General features: G+C 39.6%; 15 protein-coding genes. 10 read left to right on the forward strand and 5 right to left on the reverse strand.

Translation table 11 applies throughout. The features are described from left to right. Window positions 1–188 precede the first annotated feature (188 nt). Both SG0102_RS01225 and malQ read left to right on the forward strand, forming a co-directional pair. Window positions 189–2,456, forward strand: a complete 2,268-nt coding sequence (locus tag SG0102_RS01225; RefSeq protein ID WP_125118260.1) for a glycogen/starch/alpha-glucan phosphorylase — start codon at window positions 189–191, stop codon at window positions 2,454–2,456. Beyond that, window positions 2,431–3,867: a 4-alpha-glucanotransferase gene (malQ, locus tag SG0102_RS01230; protein ID WP_125118261.1), complete on the forward strand. Its 1,437-nt coding sequence runs from the start codon at window positions 2,431–2,433 to the stop codon at window positions 3,865–3,867. The genes SG0102_RS01225 and malQ overlap by 26 nt, the downstream gene beginning before the upstream one ends. A gap of 195 nt (window positions 3,868–4,062) precedes the next feature. On the opposite strand, the gene SG0102_RS15625 is transcribed toward malQ, so the two are convergent. Continuing rightward, the gene (locus SG0102_RS15625) at window positions 4,063–4,560 is read right to left on the reverse strand and encodes a transposase (RefSeq protein WP_231999834.1); all 498 of its coding nucleotides are present in this window, start codon (window positions 4,558–4,560) and stop codon (window positions 4,063–4,065) included. Between the two features lie 122 nt (window positions 4,561–4,682). Next, a complete protein-coding gene (locus SG0102_RS15630; protein ID WP_231999835.1) occupies window positions 4,683–5,156 on the reverse strand; it encodes an IS110 family transposase in 474 nt (157 codons plus the stop codon). Window positions 5,157–5,552: 396 nt separating this feature from the next. Between SG0102_RS15630 and SG0102_RS01240 the strand changes: the two genes are divergently transcribed. The 8 genes from SG0102_RS01240 to SG0102_RS01270 all read left to right on the forward strand — a co-directional run bounded on the left by SG0102_RS01240 (window position 5,553) and on the right by SG0102_RS01270 (window position 21,281). Then, window positions 5,553–6,944: a DUF7601 domain-containing protein gene (locus SG0102_RS01240; RefSeq protein ID WP_125118262.1), complete on the forward strand. Its 1,392-nt coding sequence runs from the start codon at window positions 5,553–5,555 to the stop codon at window positions 6,942–6,944. Next, window positions 6,944–7,423, forward strand: coding sequence for a signal peptidase I (lepB, locus tag SG0102_RS01245; RefSeq protein WP_125118263.1), 480 nt, complete (start codon window positions 6,944–6,946; stop codon window positions 7,421–7,423). Before SG0102_RS01240 ends, lepB begins: the two co-directional genes overlap by 1 nt. After that, window positions 7,423–8,124 carry a class B sortase gene (locus tag SG0102_RS01250; protein WP_125118264.1) on the forward strand — a complete coding sequence of 234 codons (702 nt, stop codon included), beginning with the start codon at window positions 7,423–7,425 and terminating at the stop codon, window positions 8,122–8,124. Before lepB ends, SG0102_RS01250 begins: the two co-directional genes overlap by 1 nt. A 36-nt stretch (window positions 8,125–8,160) precedes the next feature. After that, on the forward strand, window positions 8,161–8,811 hold the full coding sequence (locus SG0102_RS01255; protein ID WP_125118265.1) for a hypothetical protein: 651 nt from the start codon (window positions 8,161–8,163) through the stop codon (window positions 8,809–8,811). A gap of 44 nt (window positions 8,812–8,855) precedes the next feature. Continuing rightward, on the forward strand, window positions 8,856–17,999 hold the full coding sequence (locus SG0102_RS01260; protein ID WP_162300169.1) for a BspA family leucine-rich repeat surface protein: 9,144 nt from the start codon (window positions 8,856–8,858) through the stop codon (window positions 17,997–17,999). Between the two features lie 147 nt (window positions 18,000–18,146). Further along, the gene (locus SG0102_RS15295; protein ID WP_148668822.1) at window positions 18,147–18,404 is read left to right on the forward strand and encodes a hypothetical protein; all 258 of its coding nucleotides are present in this window, start codon (window positions 18,147–18,149) and stop codon (window positions 18,402–18,404) included. Between the two features lie 114 nt (window positions 18,405–18,518). Then, on the forward strand, window positions 18,519–20,339 hold the full coding sequence (locus SG0102_RS01265) for an IS1634 family transposase (RefSeq protein WP_125118267.1): 1,821 nt from the start codon (window positions 18,519–18,521) through the stop codon (window positions 20,337–20,339). Window positions 20,340–20,516: 177 nt separating this feature from the next. Next, a complete protein-coding gene (locus SG0102_RS01270) occupies window positions 20,517–21,281 on the forward strand; it encodes a transposase (RefSeq protein ID WP_125118268.1) in 765 nt (254 codons plus the stop codon). 24 nt (window positions 21,282–21,305) lie between these two features. Here the strand turns inward: SG0102_RS01270 and SG0102_RS01275 are convergent, their stop codons facing one another. Genes SG0102_RS01275 through SG0102_RS01285 form a run of 3 tightly spaced genes read right to left on the reverse strand, consistent with a single transcriptional unit; the run spans window position 21,306 to window position 24,523 of the window. After that, complete coding sequence (locus SG0102_RS01275; protein ID WP_162300170.1) at window positions 21,306–22,313, reverse strand: tyrosine-type recombinase/integrase; 1,008 nt, start codon at window positions 22,311–22,313, stop codon at window positions 21,306–21,308. After that, window positions 22,306–23,286, reverse strand: coding sequence for a tyrosine-type recombinase/integrase (locus SG0102_RS01280; RefSeq protein WP_125118270.1), 981 nt, complete (start codon window positions 23,284–23,286; stop codon window positions 22,306–22,308). Before SG0102_RS01280 ends, SG0102_RS01275 begins: the two co-directional genes overlap by 8 nt. After that, window positions 23,273–24,523 (reverse strand): tyrosine-type recombinase/integrase, encoded by a 1,251-nt coding sequence (locus SG0102_RS01285; protein ID WP_157982944.1) that lies wholly within the window; start codon window positions 24,521–24,523, stop codon window positions 23,273–23,275. The genes SG0102_RS01280 and SG0102_RS01285 overlap by 14 nt, the downstream gene beginning before the upstream one ends. Window positions 24,524–24,661: the final 138 nt, after the last annotated feature.

Here is a 24,661-nt window from a genome sequence, read left to right on the forward strand (position 1 = left end):
AAGTGAAATGATGTACATTGTCTCTTGGAATATTGAGAAAGAGATCCAAAAAGCTTGTTTCATTGTTAACAAGACATTACAATAGACATAGAATGTGTTGCTTTTTTTAGGTTTATATCAAGTTTGTTGGATGCGCTTGAAACCTAAAAATGATCCATGTATAGTATCATTGAACGGAGGTTAATATTATGGAACTCGAAAAAATGTTGGAAGAAAAAGCCCAGCAGTTATTTAATGGCACATTACGTGATTTAACAGACGAACAGACTTATATTACATTATTAAGCGTCGTTAAAGAACTCTTAGCAGATAAAAAGACTATTGAAGGGGAAAGAAAGGTTTACTATTTCTCCGCTGAATTCTTAATTGGTAAGTTAATGAGTAATAACTTAATCAACTTAGGAATTCGTAAAGAAGTCAAAGAGATTTTAAATAAAAATGGCAAGAGCTTAAGTGAAATTGAAGAAATCGAAAATGAACCATCTTTAGGAAATGGTGGTTTAGGCCGTTTAGCAGCCTGCTTCTTAGACTCTATTGCCACATTAGGCTTACCTGGTGATGGGATTGGTTTAAACTATCACTTAGGTTTATTCAAACAGGAATTCAAAGACAATAAACAGTATGAAACACCAAACCCTTGGATCGGGGAATACTCATGGTTAAATAAGACGAAGAAATCTTATATGGTCGAATATAAAGATTTCTGCTTAAAGTCAACATTATATGATATTGATGTCTTAGGTTATAAAGGTGATAAAAACAAATTACACTTATTTGATATCGATACTGTTGATGAATCTATCGTTCATGATGGCATTGCCTTTGATAAAGAAAACTTATTAAAGAATTTAACATTATTCTTATACCCAGATGATTCGGATGAAGATGGTAAGAAATTACGTGTTTACCAGCAGTACTTCATGGTGTCTAATGGCGCTCAGATGATCTTAGAAGATTTGAAGAGACGTAAAATCCCACTTACAGAATTAGACAAATATGTATGTATCCAGATCAATGATACCCACCCATCATTAGTCATCCCAGAATTAATCAGATTATTAATGAAGGAAGGTTTAACCTTCAAGAAATGTGTACAGATCGTTTCTCGTACCTGTGCCTATACTAACCATACGATCTTAGCGGAAGCGTTGGAAAAATGGCCAATGTACTACTTAGAAGAGATCGTGCCACAGTTAGTCCCAATTATTGAAGCCTTAGATGCGGTCGCAAATGAACGCAGCGATAATCCTAAGACTGCCATTATCGATGAAAATAAACTTGTTCATATGGCCTCTATGGATATCCATTTCGGTTTCTCAATCAATGGTGTAGCTGCCATCCATACGGATATCTTAAAACAGTCAGAATTAAAAGACTTCTATGATTTATATCCAAAGAAATTTAACAATAAAACTAACGGTATTACATTCCGTCGCTGGTTAATGGACTGTGATGAAGAATTAACGGATTTCATCGATTCCTTAATCGGTGAAGATTATAAGACGGATGCTGATGAATTAACAAAGTTAAGAGATTACTTAAATGATCATGATGCCTTAACGCGTTTATTAGACATCAAACAGACAAAGAAGAATCAGTTAGCGAAAGTGCTTTATGATAAAGAAGGCATCAAAGTTGATCCAGAATCCATCTTTGATATCCAGATCAAACGTTTGCACGAATACAAACGTCAGCAGATGAATGTTTTATACATCATCTATCAGTACTTACAGATCAAAGCAGGCCATTTACCTGCTCACCCAATTACCTGCATCTTTGGGGCTAAAGCAGCACCTGCTTACATCTTAGCTAAAGATATTATCCACACGATTCTCTGCCTCCAGCAGATCATCGATGCGGATCCAGAAGTATCACCATACTTAAAAGTTGTCATGGTTACAAACTACAACGTCACTTATGCGGAACAGTTAATCCCAGCCTGTGATTTATCAGAACAGATCTCTTTAGCTTCTAAAGAAGCTTCTGGTACCGGTAATATGAAGATGATGTTGAACGGGGCCGTAACAATTGGTACCGATGATGGGGCTAACGTCGAAATCCATGATTTAGTCGGTGACAAGAACATCTATATCTTCGGTATTGATTCTGATACAGTTATCAAACATTATGAAAAAGCGGATTACCATCCAGCAGATGTTTTAGCAAAAGATCCAGAATTAAAGAAATTAGTCGACTTCATCGTTTCTGATGAAATGGTTAAAGTCGGAGATCATGAATGCTTAGAACGTTTACATCATGATTTATGTACAAAAGACTGGTTCATGGCTTTAATTGATGCCAAAGACTACATTGAAACCAAAGAGCGTGCTATCAAGGACTACAATGATCGTTATGCATGGGCTAAGAAGATGTTAATCAACATCTCTGCAGCTGGTTATTTCTCAAGTGACAGAACGATCCGTCAGTACAATGAAGACATCTGGAAACTTAAATAGAGAAGCAGGCATTTTAATGCCTGTTTCTATGCTCAATGGACCACATGGTATTGGTGATTTTGGGGAATGTGCACGCCATTTCTTAAGATCAACAGCTAAAGCTGGCTTTGCCATCTGGCAACTGCTGCCATTAAATCCTTTGGGCTATGGAAACTCACCTTATCAGCCATATTCTTCTTTTGCGGGAGATGAAATCTATATTTCTTTAGATGAACTCACCAAAGAAGGATTAATTGGTGAAGTCCCTCATTTCAATGCGATGAATCATCACATTGATTATGAAGGCGTGAGACAATTTAAAGAAAAGTATTTACGCGAAGCATTCGCACACTTCAAAGAAGATGAAGACTACGCAGCCTTCATCAAACGGGCTTTCTGGCTCGATGATTATGCAAAATTCATGACCTTAAAGAAGGCTAATGGCAATAAGCAGTGGAACGAATGGACAACCTTTGATGTCGATGACAATGAAGTGGCTTATATTAAGTTCTTACAGTTTATTTTTGATAAACAGTGGGCTGCTTTAAAAGACTATGCCCATGCCTTGCACTTACAGGTAATGGGGGATATGCCTATTTACGTTGGGTTAGATAGTGCAGATGTCTATAGTCATAAAGAATGTTTCTTATTAGATCAGAATGACAAACCAACAGCGGTAGCTGGTGTCCCACCTGATTACTTCAGTGAAGATGGTCAGTTATGGGGCAATCCGCTCTATGACTGGGATTACCTGAAAGACCATGGTTACTCATTCTGGATGGAACGTTTAAGCTGGAACAAAGACTTATTCGATATTGTCCGCATCGATCACTTCCGTGCTTTCGATACGTACTGGAAAGTTCCAGCGGGAGAAACGACCGCCAAAAACGGCGAATGGATCTTAGGCCCAGCCTATGATTTCTTCGATGCGGTATTCGCTAAATTCCCTGACTTAAACGTCGTTGCCGAAGATTTAGGTGACTTACGTAAGGAAGTCTTAGAATTAAAAGATCATTATCATATGTTAGGTATGCGTATCGTAGAATACAGCTTTGGCCCTGATGAAGAAAAACATAACTTCGTCTTACCAGCTTTTGCAATCGCTTATACCGGGACTCATGATAATGCTCCAGTCAATGGCTGGTATCATGACTTACCAAAGAATGAACGTCGTCGCTTAAGAAAGATTATGTCGCATTATCCATATCATGGCGACATGGCTAATAAGTTAGTGCGTTTTACATTAGATTCACCATGTGTCAAAGCGATTATTCCAATGTTTGATTTATTAGGCTTAGGTAATGAAGCCCGCATCAATACGCCAGGAACCATCGGTGAACCAAACTGGTGTTATAAGTTAAATACCTTAGATGCTTATGATCGTAAGATCCATCGTATTCACTTATTATTAGAAAAATCACATCGTATTTAAAAAGGGGCTAACTATATAAAAATCAAGTAATTTTATGAAAAAGTTTGAAAATATTACGAGATTTTAGTTGGTTTACCTAAAGTATAGTAGAACTTTGAAAATTTGATATGTGCGTGAATTTATTCACAACAAAACTATGCAAAGATCCTTCAAATGTCATAACGATATATTATGGGAATTTTAATGAACTGGTTTTTATACTAGTTTTGCTGAATCAATTAATTCTCCGGTTATAAGGATGTGAAAGAGAATTCTAATCAGCTTTCTCACACAATGTCCTTGCGCACACCTATGGCTTTTACCTTCACTTATTTTCTTATCGTAAAAGTCCTTAAATACTTTATTGTTGTTAATAACGGGTGTTATGACCTGATAAAGCATTTTCCTGAGATATTTATTCCCTTTTTTAGTAATGGCGCTATGTCTTTGCTCATATTGGCTTGATTCATAGTGCATGGGAGTATCAATGTATTTTGTCAATTTTGATACTGAATTAAAGTTGCTAATGCAGCGGATTTCAGCTAGTATAGTGATACAGGAAGTGTGTGAAATTTCTGGAATGGTTAAGATAGGAGAGTTGGTCTTTTTAGAAAACTCTTCTATTTTTTTATCCACTTTTGTAAGCCCTTTACTTAACAACATGTACTGGTTTAAATGACTTTCCAGGGCATACTCTTCACCTATGTTAGGCATGGCTACAGATCTTTGCGTTCATGCTTTAAGATCCTCTGCTGTGAACCTTACACGTCTTCCTCGACAGCACTGATTCATGACTTTTCTGATCTCCCTTATATCGACTTTTGCAATGCTTGCAGTTATTTAAAGGCTTTTAGGATATTCATGTATGTCTTTCCGTAATGGAAGCTGAAAAGGCTGTTAAATTCCGGGAAAAGCATATCTAGTGATTTCTGGATTTTATGACCTACTGGGTTGAACGAAAAGTAAAGATCACTGTGCAAGCGGGTAAGACTTTTCATTTCATTCAGTTCGAAAAAAGATTTATCCACTTTTCTGTAGAGTTTCTTCCTCTCTGGGTAATCTAGTATTTCTGCGATTTGTACCGAATCTAGTTCATCATTTTTAGTGATGTTACGTGTCAATTTTCTGTCAGCGTTTGTTGTAACTGGATTTATGAGATAAACGTTGTATTCCTTATTTATCAGATACCACAGCAGGTTAAAGTGATAATGGCCGGTATCTTCCATGCCAATTTTAATGTTGTCTTTCGAATAAGACTTGATTGTTTCTTCAAGTTTTTTGAAACCATCAATGTTGTTTTGGATAGTCATTGGCTTACCAATGACATTGCCTGTTTCTAGATCGACGATAGTGAAGACATGTTTATTCTTCTAGGCGTCAATTCCTAATGAAATCATAAGTAAATGATCCTTTCATTACGATATTTGTGATTGCGTTGAACCCACAAGACTTAAACTGTAAAATCTGGTGCCAAATGCGAATTCAAAGACTCATCTAACTCATGTTTGCTCGTTGAATAAGCTTGTGGTATGAGACTTCTCTAAGTAGTCAAAGCTACAGGTTTTGTAATAAATCCACATACACATTCACGTTTTCAAACATATACTATTTCTAAACCGTAATCAACTACGGATATAAAGTTGATAGAAAGGAAATGTATATTTCTATTAGCTCGATGAGCTAATTAGAATATACCAGATTTTGATATGAAAAAAGGAAAAAAATTAAGCACAGCTTCAGCTTTGTCAGCAGTCCTGATGGCTGGTGCAATTATGAATGCAGTGCCTGCTTTTGCAGCGAACAACACGGGAGCTACTGCAGATCCATCAGCGACTGTGACAACTAAAACAACATTTGACAAGTATCTGGTAATGAAAAAGAACGCAAACGTTCCAAATGCTACATTCAGCTATACAGTGTCTATTCCAACAGATGATGAAATGAAAAGTCTTCCTAATCCGGAAGATACAAATGGAACAAATCTTACTATAAGAAAGGGTATTGGTTCACCAACGGCATCATCTACAACGTTTGAAGCAGGTGATCAGACATTTGATTCAGCACAGACAGTAAGAACAAACACAGACTCAAAAACATATGATGAAAAAACAGCTGATCAGGTTATTGGATTAGACAAAGATCATAAATACGCAAAGCAGACATCTACAGTTGATTTTTCAAAGGTAACATTCAGCGAACCGGGTGTCTACAGATACAAGATCACAGAAAATGATACCAGTGAAAAGGGCATCACAAAGGACTCAACAGCAAGATATCTGGACGTTTATGTGGAATCAGACGATAATGGGAAACTGAGCATTCAAGGATACGTCTTCCATACAGCAAATAAAGCACAAAAAAAGGATGGCACAAATCCTGAAGAAAAAAACAAAGGATTCACAAACACCTATACAACACAGGATCTTACACTTACAAAAACTGTTACAGGAAATCAGGGGTTCAGAGATCAGTACTTCAAATTTCATGTAGATATTACAGATCTTGACGGAGGAGCACGATTATTCCTGACTGATAAGGACGGCCACAAGCCATACAAGAGCACAGACACAGTTGCCTATGCCTACAATGCAGGTACAGGCAAAAGAGATGGCGGTCAGAAACGTTTTGTGGCAACAGAAGGAAAAGGATCGTTCGCCGATGTCTCCGCTCCAGCTGGGGCAGATGCCGACATGTCAGGACTTGCACTTACCGCTAACGACAGCGGAAATGCATCCTTCGACGTATACCTGAAACACGGTGAATCACTGAAAGTCAACGGTCTTACTGAAGGCGCAAAATACACTGTAACGGAAACAAGTGAAGATTATTCTGCATCCGCTACAAAAAATGCTCAGGCTATCGATCTGACGCATAGCAAAGACGATCATACCGATGCAATTGCTACGCAGACATTGGCAGGGGACGAAACCATTGCATATACAAATGACCGTGAAGGCGTTCTTCCAACTGGTATTTATCACAATAACCGTGCAGCATTCAACATCATGGGCATTGCGGCAGCTGGCGGAGCAATTGCCATTGTCATCAGAAAGCGCAGAAAAAACGTTGAACAGGCACTGAAAAATTCGAATAAATAATGAGCAGAAAGCAGCTCATTTATAAGTGGCTATGGCCGTTTGAAAAGCTAGTCATTCTGGCTGTAGCCATTTCTGCTGTTCTGATTTTTGTCTTCAGCTTTCATGTATGCGATGGATCATCGATGTATCCGACAATCAGCGATGGAGACATGTGCCTTTTCTATCGTCTGGATACACCGGCAAGAGGAGATATCGTTTCCTATAAGACGCCATCCGGCATAAAGATCGGAAGAGCGGTCGGCATCGCCGGAGACAGAGTAAGCATTGATCATGAAAAGCTTTATGTCAACGGATATGAGCAGGAGTCATTCTACACTGTGCCGGGAAACGTTGCGGAACATACAGTAAAAAGCGGTGAAATATTTGTAGTCAATGACTACCGTACTGATACGTCAGATTCCAGAAAATATGGAGATATTTCGCTGAAGAATGTGGAAGGCGTGTATTTTGCATCACTTCGGACAGGAGGCGTTTCATAATGGGGATGAATTTTCTCAAAAAGCTTGGCGAATACGACGGAAGAACGCCGGAGGAAAGAGCGTATGCCATCGTCAACCATGTTGTAGATTTCTTTATTACGGCAGTTATTGTTGTTGCAATGATCATTGGCGGATATTCGTTCTACATCTATCAGCGTCAGCTTCACAAAGCAGACATCGGTTATACAGGCTATACAATGGAACAGCTTGGAGCAGTGGGATGGATCACGATTGATCATACAGACATTGACTATCCGATCATGCAGGGGAAGACAAATACTGAATACATGAACAGAAACCCGCTTGGGGAAATGTCGCTGTCAGGAAGCATTTTTCTTGATTCGGCATCAAAAAGCGATTTTTCTGATCCGTATTCGATTATCTACGGGCATCATATGGCTCAGGGAAAGATGTTCGGCGCTCTTGACGCCTACCATGATAACGGCTATCTGAAAAAACATGCGACAGGGATTCTCAAAACAAGAAAAGGAAATACATACAGCCTGAAGATTGTTTCATGCATCAGCATAAGCGGAAAAAATCAGACAGTGTTTGACGTTCAGCAGAACATCAGCGACAAGAGAAAAGAACTGATCAGACTTTCGCCTGAGCTTGCAGGAAATAAGAAGATACTTGCGCTTTCAACCTGTCAGGATACGGAAACAGACGAAAGAACAGTCGTGTTTGCGACGTACGAATAGCAGAAAACATAATACAAAAAGAAAGGAAGTTTTTTCATGAGATTTATCAGAAATGCAGTCTTTGCATGTATTGCGGGAATGTGCCTGATGTGTGCTCCTGTTCATGCAGAAACGCCATCACTTGAAGTAAACATTCCTGTCACCTGTTCAGACAAAAACGCTCATACATTTACAATTTCATCAAATGATGCACCTCTTCCGGAAAAAACAGAGATGACGCTCAACAACAGTCAGGGAAATTTTACTGTGATATTAAGCGAGCCAAAGAACTATCATTATGCCATTACTGATGATCAGAAAGATACATATGAAGTAAGTGTGCTTGTTACAACAGATAAAAGCGGTAAGCTTTCTTCTGAACTGACGGCAACAAAAGACGGAAAATACAAGAAAGACATTATCTACAGTTATGACGGATCAAAGCCTGAAGAGCTGGGCAAAAAAACATCAACAAAAAAGCCAGAGCCTGTAAAGAAGAAAAAAACTTCTGTGATCAACGACGGATCAATGCTTGAAGAGCTGGGCAAAAAAACACCAACAAGAAAGCCAAAGCCTGTAAAGAAGAAAAAAACTTCTGTGGTCAACACAGGCGATCCAACAGAAATTGCAAAATGGTGTGCAGGGCTTGGCATCTCTGCCGTTCTTGCTATTACTCTTTTAAAAAAGGTCAAAAACAATGAGAAATAATCTCAGAAAAATAAAACACTTATAGAAGGAGGAGAATGCATAATATGAAGAAGATTAAAAACTGCATGAGGTCAACTCTTGCAGTCTTCACAGTGATGGCAGTAATATTTTCACTGATTTTGCCGTCACCGGTTGTAAAAGCTGAAGGCACAGGTGATCAGCAGCTTGAAAAGATTGAATCATTCAATGCAACACTTGAAAAAGGTGCAACGCTTGAAAACGGCAAATACATCTGGAACACAAAAACAGATGCGGACGATCATCGGTTTGTGTTCCGTGTAGATTACTCCATGTCAGGCGTCAAAGAGCTTGAACCGGGAGCCATAAAGATATGGATCCCAAAGACGATCCTGAAGGACAGAAGCGGAAAATACGCTGACTACATGGATCTTTCCATTCCGTCAGAGGATGAATACAATTCAGCTTCTGAAGAGGATAAAAAAGACGTCAACTATGTCTGGAAGGAGCTGAAAGAGAGTGATCCTTCATACAAGGATCACGAAAACTGCATTGAGATCACCAATGTGAAGCAAAGGACAGCAGGCGAGAACGGATACTTTGAAGTCGCCTATGTCACGAACGAACAGACATTCGAATACAAGGATGAAGTGAAATACGATGCTGACCAGAATAAGTATACAATTAATGAAAAGCCTCAGAGCGATCCGTTCTATGCGAATATTTCCGTAACGAACATATCTGATGGGAAGCCTCAGACCGTAACAGCATCATCTGACAAGATTCCTGTCTATATCAATACGACAGCAGAAATCTCTTCTACTGACAAACGCTATCCGAACAAGATGTATCGTAAATGGCAGTCATCATGGGGCAAGCAGCCTGATGAAGCGAAAGACAAATATTTCCTTGTATGGGAAATCGTGTCAAAAATCAAAAAGGATCCGACACAGCCTTTTACGTTCACGCTGGAAGATACGCCTGTTTCGAAAGAACTGCATCTTCTTGGATACAGCATGGGATCACAAAGCGGACCGTTTACAACAGCGAAAGAAAAGGGAAATCAGGTGACAGGTCAGCGAAGCGACAGGGACCGCTATGACTATGTGCTCACATACTATGACCCTGCCGAATTCAAGGGCAAGGACTACTATGAGCTGAAGAACTCAGTAAAGGCGACTGTCACGCCGGAAGACGGCATAGACGCTCCGACAAGCGCAAACTCGTCAAAAGTGTGGGAATGGGATACGCCTAAGTTTGTGCATCCTACAGGTCACTTCTATGGCGAAAAGTACGGTGACAATAACTGGCATGCAAAGTTCGGCTACTATCACGACTACTCGTCCTATTCGCTCGATAAAATGCAGAAAAAGGATATAAACAGCATTGATACGTTCAGATATTATATCGACTCCTACGGGTATCCCCTTCCATGGACGCGAGATGGAGATGCTGACGATCCTTCATCATACGGACGAAAGAAAGTAACATATCAGCTTTCTGATGATGAGCTGTATCTCGAAGACAAGATCACGACAAAGGATGTCGGCACCGACCAGCTTGAATTCGGCATTCCGGAAGGTGCACGCAGGCTTGACAGTAGTGACTATCAGTTCCTGTATGCGGACTGGAATATATCATCACAGTTCAGAAAATACGATGACACCGAGAAGAAGTTTGTCACTGATCCGGATGGAAAATACTCATCATCTGATGTTATTCATTTCTGGGTAAAGACTAACGAGAAGGACAGCCATGACGGTAAGTACAAAGAAGTTGCTTCATACAATCTCGGCAGCGAAAAAGCTTCAATCAGTGACAGCAGCATTGTCAAAGAGCTGACGCGCGATCGTATTACATTCAAAAGCGATAAGGATGACCCAAGCGTCACCGGCATCAGATTTACCACATCAAACGCATACTACTACACAAAAATTGAAGCCTATCCGATGGTCAGACTGAAAAACTCCGATTACGTCATGAAAAAACTCTTCAAAGATGAAAATCCGAAAAATGTAACGGAAAACAACTGCAAGAGCCTGATCAGACTGCACAATTTTGCTCAGAGCAATGTCTATCAGGCTGAAGAAGATGCTGATGTCAAAGACGACAACTTAATATACGGGGTGAAGGTTTATGCCTTTGACAGAGCCATCAGGCCAAAGAAGGAGTCAGAGATCCACAAGCACATTGTTTCAACAGGCTCCAACAAGATAAAAAAGAGATACGTCATCAGATGGAAGATCACACCAAGAGAGACGCTGACAACTGATTCAGGCACTGACTATCTTGTGCAGGACTCAGGCACATTCTATGATCTTCTGCCAAAGGGAACACATCTGCAGAAGGGCAGCATAGATGTCGAGACAGAAAAAGGCATGCTCTCGCATTCATCATTCAGCTATTCCGTTGAAGAGGACTACAAGGGGAGCGGACGTGATCTGATAAAGGTCAGCGTTCCGGTGCAAGCAAAATACTATAATCTGTATCTCAACGCTGAAATGTCATGGGATGCCATTCACGACTACGGCACAAAAATCAATAACCCGGTAGCCTATGAGACAGGCAATGACGAGATCTATAACGGCTATCCTGACGATGACTATGTTGACAGTTCCGGCACTGTCCATAAGTTGCCTCTGTCAGACGTTAATAAGGCTTATATGACAAAGCTTGATCCGAAATGCACGACAAACCGCTTCATCTATGATGAAGAGCCGCATGATATTGACACTCTGACAGCTGCTGTTTCAGGGCTGAAGAAGCAAATAAAGGATTCTCACGATGCCTCTTATTCGTATGAAACATATACAACAACTAACGGCAGCTACTCATATAAGATCAGATTCGCCAATACAATGACTTGCAAGGCAAAAAACATGATTTTCTTTGACTCGCTTGAAAACTATAATCTGAACGGCAAGAAATCTGACTGGCACGGGTTCCTGAAGAGATTTGATGTCTCTCAGCTGAAGCAGAAGGGTATTGAGCCTGTCATTTACGTTTCAAAGACCGCTGATCTGTCTATTGATGCTCACCATGATCTGACTGACACTTCTGCATGGGAGAAGGTGACAAAAAGCACCGATCTTTCAGAGATGCACGCCTTTGCCATCGACTGCCGAAAGACATCTGACGGAAAAGACTTCGTGCTCAATCAGGGCGAATCTATTTCAGCAGTCGTCTACATGCAGGCACCTGAATCAGTAACTGAAAAAAAAGAAGGTCAATTTGAAAAGACCTATCCAAAAGCCTACAACAACATCTACATTCAGGACACCATCATGAGCGGTGAAACCTCTTCTGACTTCTTTATCCATCAGGACTACACGGAAATCAGATACCGTGTCTCAGCAGACATCAGCATTCATAAACAGAGCACTGAAGATTCAGGCGAATCCATCGAAGGCGCAAAGTATACGCTAAAGGGAACATCCGACTACGGCACTGAGGTGAATGAGGAAGTCACAACCGGAAAGCAGGGCGATGCCGTGTTTGAAGGCATAGAAAAAGGAACCTATACGCTCAAGGAAAGCTACTCGCCGATCGACTGGCTGCTTGACCGGACTGAATACACAGTAAAGGTTGACGGTGCAGGAAAGATCACATGCGACGGAAAAGAAATCGAAAAGACAAAAAAAATCACACTGAAGGATTCACCACGTATTCATGGCGACATCTCGTTTATGAAGTACTCGACTGCAGGAAACAACAGAGCTGTAACAGGTGCAAAATTCCGCCTGTCAGGAAAGTCAAAATACGGCACGGATGTGATGGAATACGCAACATCTGATGCTGCAGGAAAGGTGAAGTTTGAAAACATCGAATGGGGAAATTATAAGCTGAAGGAAGTGAAAGCCCCTGACGGTTACATTACTGACCGCACAGAGTACACAGCGGTGATCTCTGATTCAGGCGTAGGCGGCATCGAGGATGCTGAAATGCTGAAGACAGGATCAGCCGTCATCAGAAATGAGCCGTATCATACAGTGGAGATTTCAAAACAGTCATCTTATGACAACGCCCCTCTCTCCGGTGCCGAGTTCAGACTGACAGGCACATCGGACTATGGAACACCTTATGACAAAACAGCCACTTCTGGCGAAAATGGTCTGGCTAAGTTTGACGGACTTGAAGCAGGAACATATATCATACAGGAGACGAAATCGCCGAAGGATTACTTCCTTGACTCAACAAAGCATATCGTAAAGGTAAACAGAGATGATACCTATACGATTGACGGACTGGCAAAGAACGACTCGCACTACTACAGAATGAACAACAAGCCGGAAGAAAACGGAAAGATTATCGTAAAAAAGAAATGGAAAGATACTGACGAGACAAAAAGACCTACCGATCCGCCTGTTATTCATATCACGACGGATATAAATAAGGTGCCGACTTATGCGGTGTGGAGAAATAATTATATCTATAGAGCAGGACCATTTTATTATGTTGACTCTGGCTATAAAGACAAAACTAAAAAGGTGGAATATGCGAAGGATATCACATCAGCCGATAAGGTTCCTGAAAACGCAGTCAGACTGGACAAGAATTATGATGATCCGAATGCGAAATGTAAGATTTGGGGATGGCTTGACGATGGGACAATGTACTACTGGACGAATGCGCAGACAACAAGGCTGACAAATGGGAGCAATTTGCTGTTTTACGGAATGGAGAAAGCAGAATCAATTGATCTAAGCAAGATTGATACGTCAGAGATGACGGACATGAGCTGCATGTTTGAAAGTTGCTACAAACTGACGTCACTTAATGTATCGAAATTTAATACGACGAATGTGGCGAACATGAACTCTATGTTCGAAGACTGCTACGGACTGACATCACTTGATGTGTCGAAGTTTGACACGTCGAAGGTAACGAGTATGAGCCACATGTTCCAGAGCTGTTTACGCCTGACATCGCTTGATGTGTCGAAGTTTGATACGTCGAATGTGACTGACATGAGCAGTATGTTTGATGCATGTGCTTCTTTGACTTCTCTTGATGTTTCGTCTTTTAAAACCGCAAAAGTAAAAAACATGGCAAACATGTTTGGACACGCTGAGGTTTATTCCAGCGATGTGTATGGCTGTTCAAAACTAACTTCCCTTAATCTTTCTAACTTTGATACTTCTGAAGTAGAGAACATGAGTGGTATGTTTTGCGGATGTTCTTCACTCTCGTCTATTGATGTGTCATCTTTTAAAACTTCTAAAGTTCAACGTATGGATGGAATGTTTTTTTCATGCACCAGCCTTTCTTCAATTATAGGACTTTCAGGCTTTGATACAAAAGCGGTAAAAAAAATGGGACGTGAATCAAAAAGTGGCCAATATCTATACAGTGGAAAAGATTCTCCTGGATACGATAGTCAGGGCGGAATGTTTGAAAAATGCTACAAATTAAAATCGATTGATTTATCTTCTTTTGATACATCAAAAGTGGAAGAAATGCGCTACATGTTCGCTGACTGTTCCGGACTGACATCGCTTAATCTGTCGAGCTGGAATACGTCAAATGTGACAAGCATGAGTGGCATGTTTTCTAGCTGCAAAAGCCTGACATCGCTTGACTTGTCGAGCTGGAATACGTCAAAGGTGACGGACATGCGCTACATGTTCATGGGTTGCTCCGGACTGACATCGCTTAATCTGTCGAGCTGGAACACGTCGAAGGTAACGGACACGTATTACATGTTCGCTAGCTGCAAAAGCCTGACATCGCTTAATCTGTCGAGCTGGAATACGTCAAAGGTGACGGACATGCGCTACATGTTCATGGGTTGCTCCGGACTGACATCGCTTAATCTGTCGAGCTGGAACACGTCGAAGGTAACGGACACGGATTACATGTTCTCTAGCTGCCACAACCTGACATCGCTTGATGTGTCGAATTTTGATACGTCGAGTGTAACGAACATGGGCGGCATGTTCTCTGGCTGCAAAAGCCTGACATCGCTTAATCTGTCGAGCTGGAATACGTCAAATGTGACAAGCATGAGTGGCATGTTTTCTAGCTGCAAAAGCCTGACATCGCTTAATCTGTCGAGCTGGAATACGTCAAATGTGACAAGCATGAGTGGCATGTTTTCTAGCTGCAAAAGCCTGACATCGCTTAATCTGTCGAGCTGGAACACGTCGAAGGTAACGGACACGGATTACATGTTCTCTAGCTGCCACAACCTAACATCGCTTAATCTGTTGAGTTGGAATACGTCAAATGTGACACGCATGAGTGGCATGTTTTCTAGCTGCAAAAGCCTGACATCGCTTAATCTGTCGAGATGGAATACGTCAAATGTGACAAGCATGAGTAGCATGTTTTCTAGCTGCAAAAGCCTGACATCGCTTGATCTGTCAAAATTTGACACGTCAAACGTGACGTACATGGACTACATGTTTTCTGACTGCTCCAGTCTGGAATCGCTTGATCTGTCAAAATTTGACACGTCAAACGTAACGTACATGAACTACATGTTTTCTGACTGCTCCAAGCTGACATCACTTGATGTTTCAAACTTTGATACGTCAAATGTGACGCACATGATTAGCATGTTCTCTGGTTGCTCCGGTCTTACAAACATCTATGTCTCTGACAGATGGAACACAGACAAAGTTACATCTTCAGACGACATGTTCTCTGTCTGCTGGAAACTTCCAAACTATAGCTCATCATCCATTGACAAGACGCACGCAAACTACGGTACAGACGGATACCTGACATACAAAGCCGCATCTACTGCAAAAGCGAATACATCCAATACAAGCTTCGCATCACGGCTTGTTTCCATGATCCTGTCACGTCTGGCTGTTCCGGTTCATGCTGCTGATCCGGTTCATGCTGCTGATTCGGCATCATATGTTTCAACTGACAAAGATCACTGTACAATCACTAAAGACGGCGACACATGGACCTATGAGTTCAAAGTTACAGATGATTCAGCTAAGTACTATGCATATGAAGAGAGCGTGGAAGGCTATACAAGCTCCAATGATGTAAACTCATACGGCATAGTCACAAAGGATGAACCGCTGACTATCACAAATACAGCGAATGAGCTTCCAAAAGAACCTAAACCGGCTTCCCTCTCGCTTTCAAAGACAGCAGACGGCAAACAGCTTGTCGAATCTGATAAGCCTGCCGAAAAGTACTCGCACACGTCAAATATTGATGATACAGGGAAAGCAACCGGCACATACAGCAACAATCTGAGCACAAATGATATCGTAACCATTCCAGGTGCTTCAAAGCTGCATGTCAAACTGTACTACAGCACTGAATCAGTAAGCTGGGACTGGGCGTGCGTATGGGCAGGAAGCCATTCTGACTATACGGCAGACGGAAACTATTCATCTTCAAAGCTTGGATCGTCTTCAGGGAAGATTGGCGACGGGCGGAAAACATCCATGTCTGATATCACATCAATCGAAGGCAACATAGATGGCGATACCGTCACATTCGGGTTTAGAAGCGACGGTAGCGTTGGATACTACGGCTACTATGCAATCGTGACAGGATATGACGCAGACGGAAATGCCGTAACAGAAAAGGTAAAAACACTGAGCGACACTGATGTTGCTGATATTCCATCAGCCTATTCCGACAAAACGTACATGTTCGATGTCACGCTGAAGAACAGCGACTCATCAAAGCTGTCAGGTACCAAGATATTCGGCGATGCGGTATTCACTGACGGGAAGGCAGAAGTCGGCGTAAAAGCCGGTGAAACAAAGACATTCAGCAACCTGCCGGGCGGAACGACATATACCATAACAGAAAAGAAGTATGATGACTTCTACACGGAAAGCAAAAATGCATCAGGCACGCTGCATGAAGGCGGCACAGCTGAAGCTAAGTTCATCAACCACTACCAGAAGCCGAAGACGCCTGACACGCCGAAGGAGTACAGCAGCTTCACGCTGAAGAAGAAAGTTACAGGCTTCTTCCAGAGTGCCCAGAACTACACATTCAATGTGTCATTCAGAAAGCTCGATCCAAGCACGGAATACTCGCTGTCAGACGGCACGAAGTTTACTTCTGATGCTGACGGATACGGCTATGTGCAGAAAAAGCTCAGTGACAAGGGATCAGTCACTTTCACCAGTCTTCCTGCCGGTGCACAGTACAGAGTGACCGAGGAAGGCGGAGACTGGTCATCCGCATACAGGATCACCAACAGCACAGAGAAAGGCGACATCGCACAGAGTGCTGGATCAGCTGAAAAGAACGAATCGCTTTCAACTGAATGGGAAACTGCAGACAGCGGTGAAGGCATCACTGTCACCTACACGAACACTGTAAAGAAATACCAGAAACTTGTTCTGAAAAAGGCAGTAACTGGCGGAAAGGCAACAGAAAAGTTCAGATTTACTGTTGAATTCAAGAAACTGTATGAGACTGTCTCATCTGATGCAGGAACTATTGTTCCAGACGATGACGGCAATGCAAATGTGGATGTCTATCTGAATGCAGGAGACGAGATTGCATTCAAGAACATTCCTGTCAATGCAGAATACAAAATTACAGAAAAGGCAAATGCCGGAAAGGCGTCATACACGATCAGAACTGATGCACCAGATGGCGTAACAAACGGAAAATTTGAAAAATCAGCCGACGGAAACACCGAAGCCATGAAGGACCTGTCTACAGCGGAAGAAAAAGTAGATGAAGGCGAAAATGCAACAGTGACATTCCTCAACGACATGCCAAAAACGACAAGCGTGACGCTGAAGAAGCAGGTGTCAGGGGCATTTGCAGACAGAAATAAGTTCTTCAAATTCACCGTTTCACTCAGTGGCGCTGACAAGAAGCAGAGCTACAGCTTTGACTACACAAACGGCAGCAGTTCTCATGACGGAACTAAAAACACCGCTTCCATCACGACTGATGAAAACGGAAACGGAAGTGCTGAAATCTGGCTGAAGCATAACGACACTGTTGTCATAAAGAACATTCCTCTGTCAGCAAAATATTCAGTCGCTGAAGATCCTGGCGAATATGCGCCAAGCATCACGATCAACGGCAAAAAGGCAGACTCCGTATCAGAGCGGCCAGTCGCACCGGATGTCATCGTATTCACCAACACGAACACAGCTGTTCTTCCGACAGGCGTAACGCAGCACAAAAAGGCAATAGCTCTTGTCTGCACAGCGATTATCGCACTGCTGACAGCTGCATGGTACATACTAAAAAAACGCCACAAGGGAGAAAATAAAGCCAGATAAGGCGAAAAGGGCTGTAACATTAAGAAATAGCTATCACAATGATAAAAAGTGAGGTTTGATGATCGAAACGTTATAACAGTCCTGATTATATCAAAATAGGGAACTGAATTATGAATTCAGCTCCCTTTTTTGGTGTATAATATTTATATGATCAGTTATTCAAAAAATACACAAACATATGGTATCACAAATCAGCTTTCTTTTCTATCTGATGTTTGTATTTCTTTCGATAACGACATTGATGAATTTGATGTTTGCCGTACAGTTAAGAGCATAACAGAAAGGATGAATATTTACGATTATATTGAAGCTCCTGACAAAAATAGCAGAACTTCTAAATACTCTGATCTACAGTTATTTAGAATTGTGTTACTTTCTAACTCGGGTATTTTACAGTTTGAGTAGAGCAAAATTCAATTTTTGCTCTTTTTTTGAACACTTTTTTGTCAAATATTTCATTTTTTAATCTAGTACTATCTCGGTAATTATGATATAATTGGTGATGAGGAGGACGACATCATGGCTAAGCGACTGAAAGTATCAAAATCAAAATATTCCGAATCGTTCACAATCATTGAGGACTACTACAATCACGACACCAAGAAGAGCACCACCTTCATCGTTGAAAGACTGGGCAATCTTAAGTCGCTAATGGAGAAGTACAACACTGATTCACGCGACGTGGTAATGCAGAACCTGAAAGCCTACGTCAATGAGCTTAGAAAGAAAGACAAGGAAGACAAAAGTGTCATTAACATAAGCATCGGCGCTAATGACCTTATTGATCTGAACTCAAAGAACGTCTTCAACATCGGCTATCTCTATATAAGAAATATTCTGTGTTCCCTGGGAATAGCTGACATCTGCAGACAAATTTCCGAGAAGTACAGATTTAAATACGATCTGACAGACATTCTTGTCGACCTAGTCTGCACCAGAGTCATCTATCCGTCATCAAAGAAGTCTTCCTATGAATCAGCCAAGAAGTTTCTGAAGGAGCCGACCTATTCCCTTGCAGATGTCTACCGCTCCCTGAAGCCGCTGTGCAATGAGCGCTACCTCATAGAAAAGAAGCTTTATGAAAACAGCTCTAAGATGTTCAAGAAGAACACTTCAGTTCTCTACTACGACTGCACCAACTTCTATTTTGAAATAGAGGAAGAGGACGATTTCAGAAAATACGGGAAAAGCAAGGAAAACAGACCAAATCCTATCGTGCAGTATGGACTGTTCATGGATGCGGACGGGCTTCCGCTAGCTGATTACGTATTCCAGGGAAACAAGAATGAGCAGTTCTCGCTCAGGGAGCTGGAAGCAAAGATCGAGGATGAATTTAAAGTCGCTAAGTTCGTGGTATGCGCTGATGCAGGATTAAACGGGTGGGAAAACAAGGTCTACAATGACATGAAGAAAAATGGCGCCTTTATAGTCACCCAGCCTATAAAAAAGCTGAAAAAGCCACTTAAGGAATGGGCCGTATCTCATGACGGATGGAAGCTTCAGGGATATCCGGATACATACAATCTTGATGATCTTGCAGACAAGGAAACCATTGAAATAGAGGGAAAGAAAAGAAAGATCAGTGATCTCGTCTTTTACAAGCAGCGATGGGAAAAGACCACAAAGAAAACAGCATCATCAAAGACAAAATACATCCTGGAAGAGCAGATTATTGTCACCTACTCGAGAAAATTTGCGGTCTATCAGAAGCACATAAGGGACAAGAAACTTGAAAGAGCCAGAAAGCTTCTTAAAAATCCCGGCAAGCTCACTAAAACCAATCAGAGAGATCCCCGCTACTACATTACCGAAACGGCCATTACCAAAGATGGCGAGGTGGCGAAGGAAAAAGTGTATGAAATTAACGAGTCCAAAATAGCAGAAGAGGAAAAGTATGATGGATTCTATGCAGTAACAACCGATCTTGAGGATGATGACCTGTCGCTAATCATCAATGCCAACAAGCAGCGATGGGAAATTGAGGAAAGCTTCGAAATAATGAAAAGCGAGCTGAGAACAAGACCGATGTATGTGCAGCAGGAGGATTCCATAAGCGGTCACCTGTTAACATGCTTCATTGCGCTGCTGGTCTACAGACTTCTTGAGAAGAAGTTCCTTAATGAAAAATATACGTGTACTGAAATATTCAGCACGCTTCGCGACCTTAACATATCTCACCTGAACGGAACATACTATGTTCCAGCATTCAACAGAACACCGCTAGTTGACGATTTAGTCGAAATTTTCGGCTTTCAACCATCAAGAAAGATCATTCAACAAAAAAATTTAAAAAAATTTCAAAGAGTAGTAAATTCTAAAAATAGTACTAAATTGAAATGACAGAAGAAAAGGCGAAATACGTTGATTTCATCAATATATTTCGCCTTTAATTACTTTATAACTGTAAAATATAGGATCACAAATCAGCTTTCTTTTCTATCTGATGTTTGTATTTCTTTCGATAACGACATTGATGAATTTGATGTTTGCCGTACAGTTAAGAGCATAACAGAAAGGATGAATATTTACGATTATATTGAAGCTCCTGACAAAAATAGCAGAACTTCTAAATACTCTGATCTACAGTTATTTAGAATTGTGTTACTTTCTAACTCAGACGGTGATTATAAATCCACCAGAAAAACTGCTGAATTGTGTAAGTATAATATCAGATATATGTATGTATCATGTGGTGCTAAGCCTACGCATATGACTATATCCAGATTCATAAAACGGCTAAAGCCTTCCGTTCATAAATTGTTTATTGATATTTCAAAAACTATAGCAAAAAATTTGGGCATATATTTCCCAATTTTGACTCTTGATGGAACTAAATTTGAAGCGAATGCTAATAAAAATACCCACATTTGGGCGAAAGCAACTAAACGCTATCGTCTTCAAGCGTGGAAAAAGGCATGCAAGCTGATAATACGCACAAATAAGTATTTTGAAAAGCATGGAATTGATGTTCGGTATTCTATTCTTAAATTACCTGATTTTCTCTATTTTTTAGCAATTTCATCAAAACTTCAGCAATTTATGCTTTCATTAGGCATTAAGCCTGTTGACGGACGAGGACACAAGAAGAGCGAGATCCAGAAATTATACGAGGAATACGATGAATTAGCCCTTAAACTTTTTAAATATACAATTATGTTTGATATGCTGGACGGTCGCAACAGCTGCTCTAAAACAGATGTTGATGCCTCGATGCTGCATATGAATTATACCGATAATTTTTTTATGCCGATAAATACAATTAATAACTATAATTGCCCATAATTAGAGTCATTTTATCGGGATAAATTATTTTAGACCAACCAGCACTTTAAAATCACTGTTAGTTTCTTCCTCTGATTCTTTCTCATTTGAAAATAAATTTTCCATAGCTTTGTTTATTGCTTTAGCCTTCATTTCTACATCTGCTGAGGAATAGATTAAAGTGGTAGATAAGTCTGAATGTCCTAGAAATTCAGCTATCAGTTCTAATGACATTCCGCTTTTTCTTAAATGCATCGCTCTTGAGTGTCTAAACATATGGGCATGTATCTTATTTCCGTATTCAATTGAGCTTGTCATACATGCATACTTTTTTATTATCCTATTTATGTTATCATCAGACATCGTAATTGTAGCATTAGTGTTGGATGGGTAAATAAGAAAACACTCGGACACCGGATTGCAGTGATATGTATTTAGATATTTTTTTATTATTTTAGCTGTATTTGAAGTGATTGGCGTATTTCGTACTTTTGATCCTTTTCCTGTTACCCTTATATATGATACTCTTCCGAAATAGATATCCCTAATTCGAATGTGGCGGAGTTCGTTGACACGAACTGCAGAATCATAAAGTACCATCAATATCATTAGATCTCTTAATCCGATTGGATTATATGGATTGGGAATATGCAAAATTTCATCTATTTGTTCGACAGTCAAATATTCCATTTCTCGGCCCTGGTTTTTGTTTTTCCTCAGAGGAACTTTCATTATTTCATTTCGATACACCATTAAAGAGTGATCGACTGACGAAACATATTTATAAAACGACCTGATCGCAGAAATACGAACATTAATGGAAGAACTTTTCATTTTTAAACGATCTAATTCAGTAACAAACATTTGAAGTGTTGCAGAATCTATAGTTTCAAAATTAATATTTTCAATATTGACTTCTTTTATTTCAGAAACAAAGTCCAAAAATTGATTTATTGATTCTTTGTATGTTTTTATTGTTTGCTTGCTCATTTTTCTCAGTGTTGGAAGATACACTACAAGATACTTTCTGATATATCTGTAAAATTCATTCATTATCAATCTCAACTCCATTCAATGCACTATTAGCATAGTCCCAATCTATTTCCAGTTCTAAATCAAGTAATAGTTCGGGCATTAATGATATATAATGATAGGTTTCCTCAAATGAATCATGTCCCATATAAGCAGATAGTTTGGCTATATAATTATCTGGATTTACGCCTTTTTTATGCATTTTGAGGATCGATCTTGTCGCAAAGTTATGTCGAAAATCATACGGTCTCATTTTTTTTGATAATTGCAATCCGCTTATTTTTAATACTCTATTAAGCCAGAACCGAATATTTGATGGTTTGACTTTTTGCCCATTACCAATAACGAAAAAATATTCACGGTTAGGGAAAATACCTGAAATGACAGAATCATATTTACGGCATAATTCTACCAAGTCTACTGACATAGGTATTGATCTTGTTTTATGTCGCTTGGAATATCTAATTGTTAGAACACCATTTTCAAGATTTACATCACTGCATTTCAGATCTCCAGGTTCATTAGGCCTCAAACCACAGCAGTACATCATTCTGAATAATACTGGGCATACAATATGAAATAATGAAGGAGAAGTTGAGGGGCTTTTATAAGCATCTATTGTATTGAATAATTTTCTCATTGAATTCTCATTAAGCAAGCATGGGTTATATCTATTTATCATCCTCTTGCCCATATTTTCATCGGGACAATAGCAATGAATATCCAAGGATTTTAAATATGTTGAAAGCAGTCTGACAAATCTAATATAATCATTTACAGTGCTGTCAGATAAATGAGAAATATTAGTGATGAATCCATTAAACATCTCTTCACTCAAAACTAATTCGTCAGGATGATTTTCAAACAAATAATTATCCAGCTTTAAAGCAACGCTCCTGTATCTTTCCCCTGAATACCCAAGACCAATACGATATTCAAAAAAACTGTTAAACTCTTTTTTTAAAAATGACTTATAAATATTATTCTGGTTCATTACTATAAATTCCTTTCCTAATTTCAATTCCTTCAAACGATAAAGAACATTCTTTTAGTAACGAAGCATCAAGCTGTGTATAAAGTTTTGTAGCACTAATTTCATTATGTCCAAGAATTTCAGCCACCAAATAAATATCTTCATTATTGCCGACCATCAGAGAAGCTACAGATCTTCGGATGCCATGAAACGTTAGTCCATCTTTGAGTTCGTGATCAATAGAAGTCATATTACGCAGTTTTAAGAAGATACTTTGGATGGTGCCTTTTCTTGATATAGCGATATAAGGCCGCCTAGATCTGATGAATAGATGTCTATCCTCAGTTTCAGGGCGCCCGTTTTCAATATAATCAATAACTGCATCAACGGTCTTGGAAGATAACTCAAAACGTTGTATTTTCCCATTTTTAGAGCATTTTAACATTATTTCTTTTTTATCAGGATAAAAGTATTCCAAGGTTAGAGATGCAATATCAACACTTCTAAGTAATGTATTCAATGCAATCATCATGATTGCATAGTCTCTTTTACCAATTGACGTATTTTTGTCAATACATTGAATGATCTCCATAAGTTGTTCCTGAGTAAAGTTTTTCTTATTATAAATGACTGGGCTAGATGCTCTGCTATCAAGAAGAATTCCCTCCAGTTGAGGTGCTTTTTCACTTGAAATGAGAAACTCAATAAATTTTCTTATACATTTAAATGTTGATTTATCAAGTCCATGTTCGCTTGTCATCATTTCATAAAGTGTTTGATATACATCCTTTTTATTAAGCAAACTAACAGTGTTGATTTCTTTCTTCTCCAGAACAGAAATAAATCTTCTTACGTTAGTCAGGTAGCAATATTTACTCGAGTCTGTTAATCCATAAAGTACAGAAGAATATTCAGCAAGCAGATTCTCATAATATTCACTTAAGGGATAACGTTTTAAATGTCTTTCATATTTCCAGATTTTTGTGTTTTCACCTGATTCAATTTTAATGAGAATATTAATAATCCTTTTTTTATAAAACATAAAAGCTTCTGAAATATGCATTTCAGGGATAACCTTATCTCTGAAAGAGATTAAAAGGTCATTGACAGATAAACCTATATTCATTGAATCCTTTGAAAAATCCATCAAATTCACCAATAATTCATTAATTCTAAAAATACTATAATCATCAAGCTTATAATAACCGTTTAGGCATTCAAATAACTTATCAAATAATAATCTCAAATGGTCTTCCATAGGCCTTTCCTCCATACTTAGTATACAAAATTATCACGATATATTAATTAAATTTCGCTTTAAACACAAAAAAAGCCGATAGTTATCGGCATAAAAAAATTATCGGTATAATTCATATTATCACGATATCCTGATAAT

Origin of the sequence: Intestinibaculum porci (assembly GCF_003925875.1) — a bacterium.
Classification (GTDB): domain Bacteria; phylum Bacillota_I; class Bacilli_A; order Erysipelotrichales; family Coprobacillaceae; genus Intestinibaculum; species Intestinibaculum porci.

Coding starts and splice junctions, on each gene's coding strand:
- SG0102_RS01225 (WP_125118260.1), top strand. CDS start 189: ATGGAACTCGAAAAAATGTTGGAAGAAAAAGCCCAGCAGTTATTTAAT.
- malQ (WP_125118261.1), top strand. CDS start 2,431: ATGAAGACATCTGGAAACTTAAATAGAGAAGCAGGCATTTTAATGCCT.
- SG0102_RS15625 (WP_231999834.1), bottom strand. CDS start 4,560: ATGCCTAACATAGGTGAAGAGTATGCCCTGGAAAGTCATTTAAACCAG.
- SG0102_RS15630 (WP_231999835.1), bottom strand. CDS start 5,156: ATGACTATCCAAAACAACATTGATGGTTTCAAAAAACTTGAAGAAACA.
- SG0102_RS01240 (WP_125118262.1), top strand. CDS start 5,553: ATGAAAAAAGGAAAAAAATTAAGCACAGCTTCAGCTTTGTCAGCAGTC.
- lepB (WP_125118263.1), top strand. CDS start 6,944: ATGAGCAGAAAGCAGCTCATTTATAAGTGGCTATGGCCGTTTGAAAAG.
- SG0102_RS01250 (WP_125118264.1), top strand. CDS start 7,423: ATGGGGATGAATTTTCTCAAAAAGCTTGGCGAATACGACGGAAGAACG.
- SG0102_RS01255 (WP_125118265.1), top strand. CDS start 8,161: ATGAGATTTATCAGAAATGCAGTCTTTGCATGTATTGCGGGAATGTGC.
- SG0102_RS01260 (WP_162300169.1), top strand. CDS start 8,856: ATGAAGAAGATTAAAAACTGCATGAGGTCAACTCTTGCAGTCTTCACA.
- SG0102_RS15295 (WP_148668822.1), top strand. CDS start 18,147: ATGATCAGTTATTCAAAAAATACACAAACATATGGTATCACAAATCAG.
- SG0102_RS01265 (WP_125118267.1), top strand. CDS start 18,519: ATGGCTAAGCGACTGAAAGTATCAAAATCAAAATATTCCGAATCGTTC.
- SG0102_RS01270 (WP_125118268.1), top strand. CDS start 20,517: ATGAATATTTACGATTATATTGAAGCTCCTGACAAAAATAGCAGAACT.
- SG0102_RS01275 (WP_162300170.1), bottom strand. CDS start 22,313: ATGAATGAATTTTACAGATATATCAGAAAGTATCTTGTAGTGTATCTT.
- SG0102_RS01280 (WP_125118270.1), bottom strand. CDS start 23,286: ATGAACCAGAATAATATTTATAAGTCATTTTTAAAAAAAGAGTTTAAC.
- SG0102_RS01285 (WP_157982944.1), bottom strand. CDS start 24,523: ATGGAAGACCATTTGAGATTATTATTTGATAAGTTATTTGAATGCCTA.